At 54.6% G+C, this 15,548-nt stretch carries 17 protein-coding genes; 14 read left to right on the top strand and 3 right to left on the bottom strand.

The features are described 5' to 3' along the window. Positions 1 to 2 precede the first annotated feature (2 nt). Positions 3 to 590, top strand: coding sequence for a LysE/ArgO family amino acid transporter (locus M0D42_RS07875; RefSeq protein ID WP_265021122.1), 588 nt, complete (start codon positions 3 to 5; stop codon positions 588 to 590). Position 591: 1 nt separating this feature from the next. Here the strand turns inward: M0D42_RS07875 and M0D42_RS07870 are convergent, their stop codons facing one another. Together M0D42_RS07870 and M0D42_RS07865 are read right to left on the bottom strand one after the other, a co-directional pair. Beyond that, positions 592 to 1,992 carry a helix-turn-helix domain-containing protein gene (locus M0D42_RS07870; RefSeq protein ID WP_265021039.1) on the bottom strand — a complete coding sequence of 467 codons (1,401 nt, stop codon included), beginning with the start codon at positions 1,990 to 1,992 and terminating at the stop codon, positions 592 to 594. A 58-nt stretch (positions 1,993 to 2,050) separates the two neighbouring features. Then, positions 2,051 to 3,265 carry a multidrug effflux MFS transporter gene (locus tag M0D42_RS07865; protein WP_265021038.1) on the bottom strand — a complete coding sequence of 405 codons (1,215 nt, stop codon included), beginning with the start codon at positions 3,263 to 3,265 and terminating at the stop codon, positions 2,051 to 2,053. A gap of 188 nt (positions 3,266 to 3,453) precedes the next feature. Between M0D42_RS07865 and M0D42_RS07860 the strand changes: the two genes are divergently transcribed. From M0D42_RS07860 to M0D42_RS07825, 8 genes are all read left to right on the top strand, one after another. Then, a complete protein-coding gene (locus tag M0D42_RS07860; RefSeq protein ID WP_265021037.1) occupies positions 3,454 to 4,986 on the top strand; it encodes an acyl-CoA carboxylase subunit beta in 1,533 nt (510 codons plus the stop codon). A gap of 34 nt (positions 4,987 to 5,020) precedes the next feature. Further along, positions 5,021 to 5,380 carry a hypothetical protein gene (locus M0D42_RS07855; RefSeq protein ID WP_265021036.1) on the top strand — a complete coding sequence of 120 codons (360 nt, stop codon included), beginning with the start codon at positions 5,021 to 5,023 and terminating at the stop codon, positions 5,378 to 5,380. Next, the gene (locus M0D42_RS07850; RefSeq protein ID WP_265021035.1) at positions 5,373 to 5,777 is read left to right on the top strand and encodes a DUF6497 family protein; all 405 of its coding nucleotides are present in this window, start codon (positions 5,373 to 5,375) and stop codon (positions 5,775 to 5,777) included. The genes M0D42_RS07855 and M0D42_RS07850 overlap by 8 nt, the downstream gene beginning before the upstream one ends. Before the next feature lie 226 nt (positions 5,778 to 6,003). Continuing rightward, positions 6,004 to 6,147, top strand: a complete 144-nt coding sequence (locus M0D42_RS07845) for a hypothetical protein (protein ID WP_265021034.1) — start codon at positions 6,004 to 6,006, stop codon at positions 6,145 to 6,147. Positions 6,148 to 6,300: 153 nt separating this feature from the next. Next, positions 6,301 to 6,603 (top strand): hypothetical protein, encoded by a 303-nt coding sequence (locus tag M0D42_RS07840; protein WP_265021033.1) that lies wholly within the window; start codon positions 6,301 to 6,303, stop codon positions 6,601 to 6,603. Positions 6,604 to 6,657: 54 nt separating this feature from the next. Then, on the top strand, positions 6,658 to 7,017 hold the full coding sequence (locus M0D42_RS07835) for a hypothetical protein (protein ID WP_265021032.1): 360 nt from the start codon (positions 6,658 to 6,660) through the stop codon (positions 7,015 to 7,017). A gap of 409 nt (positions 7,018 to 7,426) precedes the next feature. Beyond that, on the top strand, positions 7,427 to 7,636 hold the full coding sequence (locus M0D42_RS07830) for a hypothetical protein (protein WP_265021031.1): 210 nt from the start codon (positions 7,427 to 7,429) through the stop codon (positions 7,634 to 7,636). A gap of 131 nt (positions 7,637 to 7,767) precedes the next feature. Next, positions 7,768 to 9,813, top strand: coding sequence for an acetyl-CoA carboxylase biotin carboxylase subunit (locus M0D42_RS07825; protein ID WP_265021030.1), 2,046 nt, complete (start codon positions 7,768 to 7,770; stop codon positions 9,811 to 9,813). A 69-nt stretch (positions 9,814 to 9,882) separates the two neighbouring features. On the opposite strand, the gene M0D42_RS07820 is transcribed toward M0D42_RS07825, so the two are convergent. After that, positions 9,883 to 10,305 carry a DUF4174 domain-containing protein gene (locus tag M0D42_RS07820; RefSeq protein WP_330221191.1) on the bottom strand — a complete coding sequence of 141 codons (423 nt, stop codon included), beginning with the start codon at positions 10,303 to 10,305 and terminating at the stop codon, positions 9,883 to 9,885. Positions 10,306 to 10,482: 177 nt separating this feature from the next. On the opposite strand from M0D42_RS07820, the gene scpA reads away from it, so the two are divergent. The 5 genes from scpA (at position 10,483) to M0D42_RS07795 (ending at position 15,546) form a co-directional block, all read left to right on the top strand. Continuing rightward, a complete protein-coding gene (gene scpA, locus M0D42_RS07815) occupies positions 10,483 to 12,609 on the top strand; it encodes a methylmalonyl-CoA mutase (protein ID WP_265021028.1) in 2,127 nt (708 codons plus the stop codon). A gap of 140 nt (positions 12,610 to 12,749) precedes the next feature. Next, positions 12,750 to 13,352, top strand: coding sequence for a VOC family protein (locus M0D42_RS07810; protein WP_265021027.1), 603 nt, complete (start codon positions 12,750 to 12,752; stop codon positions 13,350 to 13,352). Continuing rightward, positions 13,349 to 13,828 carry a GNAT family N-acetyltransferase gene (locus M0D42_RS07805; RefSeq protein ID WP_265021026.1) on the top strand — a complete coding sequence of 160 codons (480 nt, stop codon included), beginning with the start codon at positions 13,349 to 13,351 and terminating at the stop codon, positions 13,826 to 13,828. The genes M0D42_RS07810 and M0D42_RS07805 overlap by 4 nt, the downstream gene beginning before the upstream one ends. A gap of 33 nt (positions 13,829 to 13,861) precedes the next feature. Further along, a complete protein-coding gene (locus tag M0D42_RS07800) occupies positions 13,862 to 14,542 on the top strand; it encodes a molecular chaperone DjiA (RefSeq protein WP_265021025.1) in 681 nt (226 codons plus the stop codon). After that, positions 14,542 to 15,546 (top strand): endonuclease/exonuclease/phosphatase family protein, encoded by a 1,005-nt coding sequence (locus M0D42_RS07795; protein WP_265021024.1) that lies wholly within the window; start codon positions 14,542 to 14,544, stop codon positions 15,544 to 15,546. Before M0D42_RS07800 ends, M0D42_RS07795 begins: the two co-directional genes overlap by 1 nt. The last annotated feature ends 2 nt before the right edge of the window (positions 15,547 to 15,548 follow it).

The raw sequence follows: 15,548 nt of genomic DNA, 5'->3' as shown, positions 1-15,548 counted from the left end.
CGATGGGTGCCGGGTTCTTTCTCGGCTTTTCCTTGATCTTGGCAATCGGCGCGCAAAACGCCTTTGTTTTACGTCAAGGTCTGAAAGGAGAATATGTCCTGCCGCTGGTCCTGACCTGTGCCATATCTGACGCGCTGTTGATTGCCGCAGGCGTCGCCGGGTTCGGAGCTCTCGTCCTTGCTTTCCCACTCGTAGTATCCCTGGCAAAGTGGGGTGGAGCGGCTTTTCTGGTCGTTTACGGAGCGCTAAGTTTCCGCTCCGCCCTACGCGAGGGGGGCGCTCTGGAAGCGGATGGCAAAACCGCTGCAGGCCTTTGGGCTGCAGTCAGCACCTGTCTTTTGCTGACCTGGGCAAACCCGCATGTTTACCTTGATACTGTTGTACTATTGGGTGGTATTTCCGCGCAATATTCCCCCAGTTGGGGCTTTGGAATTGGCGCAGTCGTATCCAGCTTTGTATTTTTCTTTTCATTAGGTTACGGCGCGAAGCTCTTGCGTCCGCTCTTCACGAGCCCGCGGGCGTGGCGCATATTGGATGCTCTGGTTGGATTTGTTATGTGGGCCATTGCTGCAAAGCTGATTTTCGGCTGAACTAGCTGACATCGTAGGGCACAACGCCGCGTTCATTTTCGTGAATCGTCAGCTTGCGTTCAAGCGGCGGTACAGAGCGCTGGTGACAATCTGGTCGCTCGCAAATCCTGCACGAAATCCCGATGGGTTCAAATGACGCTGCGGTGGAGACATCCATATTATCTGCGTAAACGATTTGGTCTGCGTGTTTGAGCTCGCAGCCGAGCGCAATCGCATAGCGCCGAACTGGGGCACCGTAGTGCCCGCCTGATTTGGATACGTCGCGTGCGAGCGAAAAATACCGCACACCATCGGGTGTCTCTGCCAATTGACGCAAGAATCGGCCGGGCGTTTCAAAGGCGCGATGTACATTCCAAAGCGGGCAGGCGCCGCCAAAGCGGGCAAATTGCAATCGCGTGGCCGAATGGCGTTTTGTGATTGTGCCTGCTTGATCCACACGCACAAAGAAGAAGGGTACCCCTTTGTGATGCGGGCGCTGCAGTGTGGAAAGCCGGTGAGCGACCTGCTCAATCGAAGCACCAAATTGCCGGGAAAGAACTTCAAGGTCATGGCGTGTGCTCTGTGCGGCGGCCAAAAAATCTCCATAAGGCATGGCCGCAGCGCCCGCAAAATAGTTAGCGAGGCCAATTTTCGCGATCTGCCGGGAAGCTTCCGACTGAAAGCGCGCCAAATCCAGGGTCGCTTCAAGTAAGGAATTTCGTTGTAAAAGAGCGACTTGTAGGAGAAGTTGAAAGTTGCGTGTCTCGGGTGTCGCCAGATTGGACAAAGAGAGCGTTTTGCTCTCCGGATCATAACGTCTGAGGGCATTCATGCTCTCTAAAGTGACCCGAACACCGATATGTTCGAGGGCATTTATCGCTGCGGTCTGAATGCTGCCTTTCGATTTAGCCTGTTCGGCAAAGCTCTCTGCCGCGTGATCAACCGCATCTATATAATTGTCGCAATAGTGAAAGAAGTCTCGGACTTCATCCCAGGGGCTGGCCTGCATTTTAACGTCTTGACGGCCGAGTGCTTCGTCCAGTGAGGCAAGCCTTTCATGGGTCTGTCTGTAGGCGCGGTGCAGCTTTAGGAAAGCCCGTGCAAGCGTGGGGGCGTTTGAAGCAGAAAGTCGTATATCTGCAAGTGGCACATCGTCTTCAGAGAGGATAGGATCCGCCAAAGCCTCACGAATATCGCTGACCAGACGCTCGCTGTCGCCTGTTGTCAGCTCGGTGACGTCAATCCCAAATTCCTGTGCCAGGGCCAGGACAACCGTGGTGGATACAGGCCGGTTGTTATTCTCCATCTGGTTCAGATAGGGCAGCGAGACGCCGAGCTTCCCGGCGAAATCCTTTTGTGTCAGTGAGACACGATTGCGGATTTCGCGCAGTTTCGCACCAGCAAAGAGTTTTTGGGTGGCCATGTGAACATCCTTTGCAGATTTGCAGTCTTGTTACGTCAAGTCTGCAAATCTTGCAAATTTAGTTTTGGATCTGGCGCTCGCGCATAACGACCAGACCGATGGTTACAAGTCCCATCAGCCCGCAGATCAGCATGAGGATCAGAAGCGGTGCTGCACCGGTCTCATCCGTTAATAATGTGCCAGCGAAGGCTGAGAGCGCTGCGCCAATTCCAATCAGCATTGCACCAGTCAGTCCTGAAGCGGTGCCTGCCAGATGTGGTCTCACAGAAAGTGCGCCTGCGGTCGCATTGGGGATGGTCATGCCATTTCCAAGTCCGATAAGGATCATTGGGGTGAAGAATGCCAACGGATTAATTGATCCTGCGATCAGCGTCAAAAGGGCTAAACCTGGCCCGGCAGAGCTGATGATACATCCTAATAAAATCATACGGTTAATGCCAATTCTCGTAGAGAACCGGCCTGAGATGAAGTTCCCCGCCATATAGCCCACAGCGGGTGCGCTGATAATCAATCCAAGTCTTTTGGGATCAAGATCAAAAATGTTGCTGCCCACAAACGGCGCGCCGCCGATATAGGCAAAGAAAGTGCCTGAGGCGAGTGCGGAGGCCATGGTGTAGCCCCAGAAACGGGGGCTCGTTAGAAGTTCTGGATATTCTCGGAACTGCGCCCCAAGGGTTTTGCCGCTTTGCATTTTGGTTTCGCCAAGATCGGACCAGGTGATCCAATAGAGCAGAGCTGCAAATATAAGGAGCATCCAGAAGTTGGATGCCCAGCCGAAATACTCCTGCAAAAGACCCCCAAATGCTGGGCCAACCATCGGAACGACGGACATGCCCATGGTTACATAGCCAATCATCGAGGCGGCTTTCTCATCGTCATAAAGATCACGCACAACCGCTCGGCTAAGGGTCATGGCGGTCGCAATGACAGCCTGTGCCATTCGAAAGGCGAGGAAAATTTCGATATTCGGTGCCAGGAGGCATCCCACAGTGGCCACCATAAAGAGTGCCAGCCCCCAAAGGATCACTGGACGACGGCCAAACTTATCAGAAATCGGGCCAATCAGAATTTGCAGAAAAGCACTGCACCCCAGATAGATGCCAACTGAAAGCTGCATAACGCGGTAGTCGGTCTGAAAATGCTCGGCCATAATTGGAAGGCTTGGCAAAAACACATTCATGCTAAGCGCAGCAAGCCCGGCCAGCAGGATCAATGTTGAGATATGAGGTGGGGAGGCGCGGTGAAAATATCGCGCCGAGGACATATCGGACATAAGATAGCCCTATGGTTCATCCTGAGACTTGTCCATTGATCTCTATGAAAAAGTGAACCGATCGGTCTAAAGTTTGCGTATTTGCAATTAGCAAGTGCTTAATTTGCGATGATTTGCAAATTTGCGGGTTATTCCTTGCGAGATGCTGCGCCGCAGCTATGCTTCTGCCAAATCCAAGGGGACCCAAAATGAAAGATATTCTTCAAGAGCTCGAAGATCGCCGCGAAGTCGCCCGGCTGGGTGGTGGTCAACGTCGTATCGACAGCCAGCACAGCAAAGGCAAACTGACGGCGCGGGAACGCATTGAATTGCTGCTGGATGAAGACAGCTTCGAAGAATTTGACATGTTCAAAGCGCACCGTTGCACGGACTTTGGCATGGAAAAGGAAAAACCAGCGGGCGACGGTGTTGTCACAGGTTGGGGCACTATCAATGGCCGTATGGTCTATGTCTTCTCTCAGGACTTCACAGTCTTTGGTGGTTCTTTGTCTGAAACCCACGCGGAAAAAATCTGCAAAATCATGGATATGGCTGTTCAGAACGGCGCACCTGTGATTGGCATCAACGACTCTGGTGGCGCGCGTATTCAGGAAGGCGTTGCCTCCCTTGCAGGCTATGCGGAAGTGTTCCAGCGCAACATTATGGCGTCTGGCGTTGTGCCGCAGATTTCTGTAATCATGGGCCCATGTGCGGGTGGCGCGGTCTATTCCCCAGCGATGACCGACTTCATCTTCATGGTGAAAGACACATCTTACATGTTCGTCACCGGCCCCGACGTTGTGAAAACCGTGACCAACGAGGTGGTAACAGCCGAAGAGCTGGGTGGTGCATCTACACACACCAAGAAGTCTTCCGTGGCTGATGGCGCATTTGAAAACGACGTTGAGGCGCTGGCTGAAGTACGTCGTCTGGTCGACTTCCTGCCGCTGAACAACAAGGAAAAACCTCCGGTTCGTCCATTCTTTGATGAACCAGGCCGCATCGAGGATAGCCTCGATACGCTGGTGCCAGAGAACCCAAACACCCCATATGACATGAAAGAGCTGATCACTAAGGTGGCAGACGAGGGTGATTTTTATGAAATCCAGGAGGATTTCGCCAAGAACATCATCACAGGTTTCATCCGTCTGGAAGGTCAGACCGTGGGCGTTGTCGCCAACCAGCCAATGGTTCTCGCTGGCTGTCTGGACATCGATAGTTCTCGCAAGGCGGCGCGTTTTGTGCGCTTCTGTGACTGCTTTGAAATCCCTATTCTCACGCTGGTTGACGTTCCAGGCTTTCTGCCAGGCACCTCGCAGGAATACGGTGGCGTTATTAAGCACGGTGCGAAGCTTCTCTTTGCGTACGGCGAAGCGACAGTTCCAAAGGTGACTGTAATCACCCGTAAAGCTTACGGCGGTGCCTATGACGTTATGGCGTCCAAGCACCTGCGCGGTGACTTCAACTACGCTTGGCCAACAGCGGAAATCGCGGTGATGGGTGCCAAGGGCGCAACAGAGATCATTCACCGTGCCGATCTGGGCGATGCGGAGAAGATTGCAGCGCACACCAAAGACTATGAAGACCGCTTTGCGAACCCATTTGTGGCGGCAGAGAAGGGCTTTATTGACGAGGTGATCATGCCGCACTCCACGCGTCGCCGCGTGAGCCGTGCATTTGCGTCCCTGCGCAACAAGTCACTGAAAAACCCTTGGAAAAAGCACGACAACATCCCGCTATAAGGCGGGAGTTGTTTGGATCGGAGGCACGAAAGCTGTGACCCGCAATGCTTGGCATATCCTGAAAGACGATCAGTCTGTGACCGTGGCCCGTCGGGTCCCGGCCCGGTTTGATGTGGTCTCAGAAGCCAAGCTGCCCCTTGGGGACAAGTTGCGGGTGGCACAGCAAGTGCGCCAGGATCTGTGGCGTGCGCTGCAAAACCAGCGGGGGTTTTCCCCGGTGGTGGAAGTCAGCGAAAGCGATGGATCTCTGTCGATCCGTGCAGGTGGTCAATGTGATCGCCAAGTTGCACGCCAGACCTTGGAGAGCCGCATTGCGGACCTTTTGAACGATGCCAGCAAGCGAGACCGTTGGGTGCGATTTGCGCAGCGTCGGGGAGGGGGTTCGCGTGTTTAATCCACTCAAAATCGTCGCATTCGGGGGCAGCTTGCTGCTTGCGACCACAGCCGGGGCATTGGAGGATATTCCGGCTGTGCCCTCCGGTCTTTCGATGACGCTGCAAGAAGTCCTGACAGATCACATGCAAGATGGCACTTCTGCCCTGCGTTTGCGCTTTGTTGCGCCTGCGATTGGGTATGATGATGTGAGCTACGCCACAGTGGCGGATGACTTCCTTGCTCTCTGTGAAGGCGTTGGGCTGCCAAAACTCGCTGAAACCGGCCAATCAGCTGATCAAATCATTGTGTCCTTTTCGGACCGTGAAACCGCATTTGGGGTCGCCAACCCCGATGTCACCCAGTATTTCGAGGTTTTCACCTTGGAAAACGATACCTGTATCTGGGAGGCATTCTGATGCAATCACAACATATAGGGGTAGCGCCGCGCCATCGGCGGGAAGTTGCGTCTTTGACGCCACATGACCGTGAGCCACGTGCCTATCCGTTTATTTCTTTGGCATTTTCCGCTACATTCTGCCTCGGGTATTCCCAAGATACCTCGTTCCCCATCGGGGGCCCAAACAAGGGGCAGGCAGGACTTAACGGTCTTGTTGTTAATGAAAAGAAAATTAGGAGAATAAGATGTCCAAGAGCATCAAAGTCATGGTCGCACTCGGCCTCGCAGCGTTTGTTGCAGCCTGTGCGCAAGAGCCAGAAGAAGAATTCGTGGTCACAGATCCAGCGCCGATCTCCACTGAGCCGACACACACCGGCAAATACAAGTAATTCCTTTTGGGGGCAGTCCCAGACTGCCTCCAAAACTACATCTTTCGATCTAAATCATTTGGTTAGGTCGCTTGAAAATTCACATAAAAAACTAGACGCAGCTGCAAATTTCTCTTTGAATTGGTCCATTCGGAACAATGAGGGAGAGGAATTATGCGCTTACACGTCGCGGCCTTCGCCGCTCTGTACCTTGTCGCAGCCTGCGGGTCACCAGAACCCGAAGCGATCACAACAGAACCCAGATACGACAAATTCGGCAATTTCGAATGTGACGTCATCCCCGGCACCAACACCTGTGTGCCTGACGATGACGAAGACCCATGTATCTTGCCAGACGGTTCCATTGCGCCGCCCGGTGTCATTTGTCCGCCGCCAGGGCGTGACGATGATCCGGATGACAGCAGCACATCCGGAGGTGGCAGCACCAGCACACCTGGTACGCCTGGACGCCCATAAGCGGGGACTGACAACGCGACCTTCCGGTCAGTCTTTTGGATCGGAGGGCGCATCATGCTGAAGCACCGTGGCTTCCCGGGTCGTTTGCCGGGTACAGATTTCCAGTTCACCATTCGCCGTCCAAACCCCAAAGGGGTCACACCGCTGAAACGTCTTGAGCGGTTCCGGGATCGTCGTCCGCCTGATCGTAAAGCCGATCTCGGCTTTATGCAGGCACTTTGGGAACATTTTGGCGAAGAGACCTTTGAACGCGGCAATCTGGATGCGGGCCGTCTGAGTTGGCTCTTTGGTCGTGAGGTTGTTCCTGCGGAAGACCCCTTTGATCCTGAAAGCTATGAGGCTTTGTTGCGGATTGACGTTGATGTGGCGCGCGCCTCCTTTCCTGATGCCTTTGATGGAGCGGATTGGAGATGAGCCTAAGTCAGCCATATTCCGCTGATTTTCAGCCCCATGCGACCTGTGAGGGCATGCCTTTTGGCATGTCTTCGCCGATGGTGCGGAAAATTGCGCGGGATAGTGCTGACAATTTGACTATCGTAAAGGCTGAGGTTGCACGCGGCGTAACACGCGAGAATAGTCAGGACATGGCATCGACGGCGACCCCCGCTGATGTCTGTAACTGTGTATTCCGTTACCCTTCCCAAAGCAGCTGGCCCGGTACTGTCCCCACCGCGCCGGCTGCAATTTCTTTATCCCCTTATTTTCAAAGCGCAGATGCGCGGGTGATTGCCGATCGACAGGCTGGAAACCGTCATGAATTGCGCGCTCTGAAAAGCGTGGCATTCTCGCGCCACACTCAGAGTGGAACAAGGGGCAAAAGCAGATGCGAATTCTCAAGATTGCGGCGATCACATGTGTCGCCTTCGGTGGCCTTGCGGCCTGTGGCGACACGGCGCTTGAACAGGGTGTCCTTGGCGCCGGTGCAGGTGCAGGCGCGGCCATTGTCACAGGCGGCAACGCCAAAACAGCAGCCGTTGTCGGCGCAGCAGCCAACTTGGCCTACTGCCAGACCTATCCAGAACGCTGCAACTAACCTGACATCTGCGCCTTTGCGGGCGCAACCGATGAATAGAACCATCAAGGCCCACTTAGGCCTTGGTGGTTTTTTATTGCCTTTGTCCTCGCAGCAGGCCTGCGCGGATCACGAACCAGAAGGGACTTTCGATGTTCAATAAGATCCTGATCGCCAACCGGGGTGAAATCGCCTGCCGGGTGATGAAGACGGCCAAGAAAATGGGGATCTCTACGGTCGCCATCTATTCTGATGCCGATAAAAATGCGCTGCATGTGTCTATGGCCGATGAAGCCATCCACATTGGCCCACCACCGGCGAACCAGTCTTATATCGTCATCGACAAGGTTATGGACGCCATCAAGCAATCCGGTGCACAGGCTGTGCATCCGGGCTACGGCTTCCTGTCTGAAAACGCGAATTTTGCCGAAGCTCTGGAAGCGGCTGGCGTGGCTTTTGTCGGCCCACCTAAAGGCGCCATCGAAAAAATGGGTGACAAGATCACCTCGAAAAAGATCGCTCAGGAAGCGGGCGTTTCCACCGTTCCGGGTTACATGGGCCTGATTGAGGACGCGGACGAAGCCGTTAAAATCTCTAACGAAATCGGCTATCCGGTAATGATCAAAGCCTCTGCTGGTGGCGGCGGTAAAGGCATGCGGATTGCATGGAACGACGACGAAGCCCGTGAGGGGTTCCAATCTTCCAAGAACGAAGCCGCGAACTCTTTCGGTGATGACCGTATCTTCATCGAGAAGTTCGTGACACAGCCACGTCACATCGAAATTCAGGTTCTCTGCGACCAGCACGGCAATGGCATTTATCTGGGCGAGCGGGAATGTTCGATCCAGCGACGGAACCAGAAGGTCGTGGAAGAAGCACCATCCCCGTTCCTGGATGAGGAAACTCGTAAAGCAATGGGCGAACAGTCCGTCGCGCTGGCGAAAGCCGTGGGCTACTCCTCTGCGGGTACTGTTGAATTCATCGTTGATGGCGACAAGAACTTCTATTTCCTTGAGATGAACACTCGTCTGCAGGTGGAACACCCTGTGACCGAACTGATCACCGGTGTGGACCTCGTGGAACAGATGATCCGCGTGGCTAACGGCGAAGAGCTGAGCATCCGTCAGGAAGATGTGACGCTGACAGGTTGGGCGATTGAAAACCGTCTTTACGCAGAAGACCCATATCGCAACTTCCTTCCGTCTATCGGTCGTTTGACCCGCTACCGCCCACCGGTCGAAGTGGCAGCTGGCCCAATGGCAGTGAACAACACATGGCATGGTGATGCGCCGGAAGGCGAAACAGCGGTTCGTAACGACACTGGCGTTTACGAAGGTGGCGAGATCTCCATGTATTACGACCCGATGATCGCGAAGCTCTGTACTTGGGGCCCAGATCGTGCGTCTGCCATCGAAGCGATGCGCAATGCGCTGGATGGCTTTGAAGTGGAAGGCATTGGTCACAACCTGCCGTTTGTGGCAGCTGTGATGGATCACGAGAAGTTTGTTTCCGGCGACATGACCACAGCCTTCATCGCCGAAGAATACCCTGATGGGTTCGAAGGCGTTGAGCTGGGCGAGGGCGAACTGCGCCGGATCGCGGCGGCAACCGCTGCAATGCACCGTGTTGCCGAAATCCGCCGAACTCGTGTTTCTGGTCGCATGGACAACCACGAGCGTCGCGTTGGTGAAGATTGGGTTGTGACTCTGCAAGGTTCTGAATTTGCATTGAAAATCGATGCGGATCATGACGGCGCGAGCGTGACTTTCGATGATGGCGCAGCAATGCGTGTGGCCTCTGATTGGACACCGGGTGACCAACTGGCAACGCTCGACGTGGATGGCTCCCCATTGGTTCTGAAGGTCGGCAAAATCTCTGGCGGTTTCCGCATCCGCAGCCGTGGTGCTGACATGAAGGTGCACGTGCGCACCCCACGTCAGGCAGAGCTTGCGAAGCTGATGCCAGAGAAACTGCCACCAGATACTTCCAAGATGCTCTTGTGCCCAATGCCAGGTCTGATTGTGAAGGTCGACGTGGAAGTGGGCCAGGAAGTGCAGGAAGGTCAGGCGCTCTGCACTGTGGAAGCCATGAAGATGGAAAACATCCTGCGGGCTGAAAAGACCGCTGTGGTCACCAAAATCAACGCAGGGGCTGGCGACAGTCTTGCGGTTGATGATGTGATCATGGAGTTCGAATAAACCGATGCTGGCTGCGCGCGAAATAAGGGCTGGGGTCGCTTCGCGGCCCGATGCTCCGTTGCGCGCGGCTTACTGCGTTAACCGCCGGTCCCGGATTTCCTGCTGGCGAGTCGGCAGCTTGTCGATGGAGCGTGAAATCTCGCGCACATCCCAAGGCAGGGGTTTGCGCAGATACACGGTACCGTCTTTACCCACCAAAACCATCATGAAGCCACGCGGACGGAATTTTGTCCGCAAGGCGGTTTTCAATGCTGGGTTGGCATCCGACAACACTATGACATCACGTTCTGCCAGTTCTTCTGGCAGTTCCTCCAGCATTTCCATTTGCTGGACAAACCGCGGGTCTGCAGGGCTGTCTGCAAAGACAATCACCAAGCGATTGACCCATTGGAATTCGGAAATATCCACACCTTCGGCATCAAAAAAGATGCTTGGCGTGGGGGCTTCCGCCTCTTGGTCCTGTGCAAGCGCCGGGCCAATAAATAATGGCAAAACAAGAGCTAAGCAGAATCGTTTCAAGTGCGTCATGTCACCCAATATAGGCCATGAAAACGCAAATTCGATGGCCGCTGGCGCAAACGACAGAAATATTTTTGCAGACCTGCGATTGAAGGGATGCAAGCAGACAGGTGAAACCTCTCCCTGTCTTGAAGCAAAGAGGACGTCGCTATGACCACCAAAGAAGAATGGGCAAAACTCGCGGAGAAAGAACTGCGCGGCCGTCCGCTTGAAGATTTGAACTGGGATACGCTTGAAGGCATCGACGTCAAGCCACTCTATACCCAAGAAGATACCGACAATCTGGATCACCTCGGTAGCCTGCCGGGCTTTGGGCCATTTACACGCGGTGTGAAGGCAACGATGTATGCGGGTCGTCCCTGGACCATCCGTCAGTATGCGGGCTTCTCGACAGCAGAAGAATCCAACGCTTTCTATCGCCGTAACCTCGCGGCAGGACAGCAGGGTGTATCCGTGGCCTTCGATTTGGCAACACACCGCGGCTATGACTCAGATCACCCACGTGTGGTTGGCGACGTCGGTAAAGCCGGCGTGGCGATTGACTCCGTTGAATGTATGAAAATCCTCTTTGACGGAATTCCACTCGACAAGGTTTCCGTTTCCATGACCATGAACGGTGCGGTTATTCCGATCCTAGCGAACTTCATCGTTGCAGGGGAAGAGCAGGGGCACGACAAGGCGCTGCTGGCGGGCACCATTCAGAATGACATTCTGAAAGAATTCATGGTGCGCAACACCTACATCTATCCGCCGGAACCTTCCATGCGGATCATTTCGGACATCATCGAGTATACTTCTAATGAAATGCCGAAGTTCAACTCGATCTCGATTTCCGGCTATCACATGCAGGAAGCGGGCGCGAACTTGGTGCAGGAATTGGCCTACACCATCGCCGATGGTCGGGAATACGTCCGCGCCGCGATCAATGCGGGTATGGATGTAGATAAGTTTGCTGGCCGTCTGAGCTTCTTCTTCGCCATCGGCATGAACTTCTTCATGGAAGCCGCGAAACTGCGTGCTGCGCGTCTGTTGTGGCACAAGGTCATGACAGAATTCGGTGCGAAATCTGAGCGTTCCAAAATGCTGCGAACCCACTGTCAGACCTCTGGTGTGTCTCTGCAGGAACAAGACCCATACAACAACGTGATCCGCACAGCCTATGAGGCGATGTCTGCGGTTCTGGGTGGTACCCAGTCGCTGCACACAAACGCTCTGGATGAAGCGATTGCGCTGCCAACAGATTTCTCTGCACGTATTGCGCGCAACACCCAGTTGATCCTGCAGGAAGAAACCGGTGTGACCAATGTGGTCGATCCGCTGGCGGGTTCCTACTATGTGGAAAGCCTCACCGCAGAGCTGGCTGAAAAAGCCTGGGCGCTGATAGAAGAGGTCGAGGAAATGGGTGGCATGACCAAGGCTGTAGCCTCTGGCATGCCGAAACTGCGGATCGAGGAATCTGCAGCGCGTCGTCAGGCCGCTGTCGACCGCGGAGACGAAGTGGTTGTGGGTGTTAACAAATACCGCCTTGAGAAAGAGGACGAGCTGGACATTCTGGACGTGGACAATCACGCCGTCCGTGATAGCCAGATCGCTCGCTTGAACAAGATCCGTGAAACCCGCGACAATGACGCCTGTCAGGCGGCTCTGGCCGAGCTGACACGTCGCGCGAAAGAGGGTGGCAACCTGCTGGAAGCCGCCGTCGAAGCCGCACGCCAACGTGCCTCAGTCGGAGAGATCAGCATGGCAATGGAAGACGAATTCGGCCGCCACCGCGCCGAAGTGAAGACATTGGCTGGCGTTTATGGCGCGGCTTATGAAGGCGACGAAGATTTTGCACGCATCCAGAAGTCCATCGAAGACTTTGCAGAAGAAGAGGGCCGTCGCCCACGTCTTCTGGTGGTCAAAATGGGTCAGGACGGTCACGACCGTGGTGCGAAAGTGATCGCAACTGCCTTTGCGGATATCGGCTTTGACGTCGATGTAGGCCCGCTGTTCCAAACACCGGAAGAAGCAGCACAAGACGCGATCGACAATGACGTGCACGTCATTGGCATTTCGTCTCAGGCTGCAGGCCACAAGACATTGGCGCCGCAATTGATTGAAGCGCTGAAAGCCAATGACGCGGGCGATATCATCGTGATCTGCGGCGGAGTGATTCCGCAGCAGGACTATGACTTCCTGAAAAACGCTGGCGTGAAGGCGATCTTTGGTCCGGGCACAAATATCCCGGAAGCCGCACAAGACATCCTGTGTCTGATCCGCGAAGCACGTAGCTGATCTGCTTAACATCTCATCATTATCGGGCCGCCTTCGGGTGGCCCGTTTTTGTATGGGGCTTATGCAAAACTAATCCTTTGCAAGCGCGTGTAGTTTGCTAGTCTTTGCCTCCGGCCAACCATCTGGCCTGAGGGGAAAATATGCAACTGGATCATCTTGTTGTAGCAGGGGAAACTCTGGAAGAGGCTGTGGCCCACGTCGAAGACGCGCTTGGCGTTGCAATGGGGCCGGGCGGTGAGCATTCGCGTTTTGGCACGCATAACAGGCTCTTAGGGCTCGCAGATGGCATCTATCTGGAGGCCATTGCCATCAACCCGGATGCCACGCCACAGAATACGCCGCGCTGGTTTGGGCTGGATGAGTTCCGCGGAGCTCCGCGACTGATCACATGGGCTGCGCGGGTGTCTGATTTATCGGACGCACTTGCGACCTATCCTTTAGCGGGCAACTGCATAGACATGCAGCGCGGAGACCTGCGCTGGCGGATGAGCGTGGCTTCGGATGGCGGTTTACCGCTGAACGGAGCCTTTCCTTCATTACTGGAATGGCAAGTGACACCAATACCGAGCGATTTGCTGCCCGCTTCTGGATGCGCGCTGAAACGGTTGTCTGTGACGTCACCAATGGCCGCATCACATTTCCCGACGGTTTCGGCGAAACCTCAGATAGAATTTACGCTAGGGGGTGAATTGCGGCTGGATGCTCTATTTCAAACGCCAAAAGGGGAGAGGGTTCTGGCATGATCATTCGCGTTGCCAAACTGTCAGACGCAGAAGTCGCTGCTGAAATCTGGAATGCTGAGATCCGCGATGGGATCAGCACTTTCAACTCGGTCGAAAAATCCGTGGCCGAACTTGAAGAACAAATCCAATCCCGTGGCCCCGCGTTTCAGGTGGCGGAACACGAGGGCGAAGTCATTGGCTTTGCAACATATTTCCCATTTCGTGGTGGGGTGGGCTATAGTCATAGCAAGGAGCACACGATCTACCTCTCACCCAATGCGCGTGGTCTTGGTGCGGGGCGAGCCTTGATGGATGCGCTTCTGGTGGCAGCAAAGGCCGATGGCGTGCATTCGATGATGGCTGGCATCTCAGGGGAAAATGAGGCGGGTGTCCGCTTTCATGCCGCGCTTGGCTTCAAACATGTGGCGCGTGTCCCAGAGGTTGGCTACAAGTTCAATCGTTGGATGGACTTGATTTTGATGCAGAAATTTCTGTGATCGCTTAGTGTTAAGGGCAATTAGGATAACGCAATGAGCATTTGGACACAGATCAGCGAGGCGATTTCAGCCCTTGCGAATGGTGAAAGCCTTACCGAGGTGTTCGAGCGTCTTCGCACGCCGCCAGAGCGCTCAGTTGCTTTCACGATTGCGGTGATTGCGCTTGGGGCCAAAATGGCCAAGGCGGACGGGCAAGTGACACGAGACGAGGTTACAGCGTTCCGCGAGGTGTTTCACATTGCCCCGCAGGACGAAGCAGGGGCGGCAAAGGTTTTCAACCTTGCCCGACAAGACGCTGCCGGGTTTGAAGAATACGCACAGCGCATTCGCAATCTGTTTTCCGAAGACCACGCCTGTTTCTGCGATTTGATGGAGGGTCTCTTTCATATCGCGATGGCAGATGGAGAGTTTCATCCGAATGAAGATGTGTTCCTGGAACGTGTTGCGGAAATCTTTGAAATGGATGCCGCGAAATTTCAGGCCATCAAAACGCGCTTTGTGCCGGATGCGGAGCCTGACCCCTACACGGTTTTGGGGATCGATCCGAATGCCTCTCAGGAAGAGGCGCGCCGGGCCTGGCGGCAATTGGTGCGGGACACGCATCCCGATGCAATGATCGCGCGTGGTCTGCCTGAGGAAGCCGTTAAAATCGCTGAGAAAAAGATGATCGACGTGAATAAGGCTTGGGAAACCATCAGCGGCAAGGCGGCTTAATGCGCATCGCGACCTATAACGTCGAATGGTTCTCTAATCTCTTTGATGATCAGAACCAGCTGATCCTGGATGACAGCTGGTCCTCGCGCCATGACGTGACCAAACGCCAGCAGGCAGAGGCCTTGGGTATTGTTTTTACGGCGATGGATGCTGATGCAATCCTAGTGGTGGAAGCCCCCGACCAGAACAGTAAACGCGCCACTGTGCCAGCGCTTGAGCATTTTGCTGAGGCATTCAATCTACGCACGCGCGAAGCCGTCATAGGGTTCTCAAACGACACTCAGCAGGAACTGGCGCTGCTATCTGATCCGGACGTTCTGACGGCCCGTCACGATCCGATAAGCACGCCAGATGCACCACGGTTTGATCAGAAGTTTGATATCGACCTTGATGTCGATGAGCGCGCGGACACCGTGGTTTTCTCAAAACCTCCGCTGGAACTGGCAATAACAGCCAAATCAGGTGCAGAGGTCCGACTGATCGGTGCGCATCTGAAATCCAAAGCCCCGCATGGGGCGCGGAACCGCGATGAGGTCATGCGCATTTCGATTGCGAACCGGCGCAAGCAGTTGGCGCAGGCTGTATGGTTGAGACGACGCATTGTACAGCACCTTCAGGACGGCGAGTCCCTGATCGTTGCAGGCGACCTCAACGATGGTCCGGGTCTGGATGAATATGAAGATTTATTTGGCCGATCATCGGTTGAAATTGTCATGGGTGAAGAGGGGCAGGATTGCCTCCACGATCCACATGCGAGGGCGGCTTTGAACCGCAGGCTGGGTGCGCAACCGACGACGTCTCGGTTCTATATTGAAAAAGAAAACAGATACTTACAGGCGCTTCTTGACTACATCATGGTGTCAGCCGATTTGCGCACCAAACGCCCCAAGTGGCACATCTGGCATCCCTTTGATGATCGCGACTGCTGGCGCGTCCCCGAACTGCGCGATGCATTGTTGACCGCATCAGACCATTTTCCTGTTACAATGGATATTGATCTTTGAAT

The organism is Cognatishimia activa, from assembly GCF_026016445.1.
GTDB lineage: Bacteria > Pseudomonadota > Alphaproteobacteria > Rhodobacterales > Rhodobacteraceae > Cognatishimia > Cognatishimia activa_B.
Note: the sequence above shows the minus strand (reverse complement) of the source record. Positions and strands in the feature narration are given on the sequence as shown.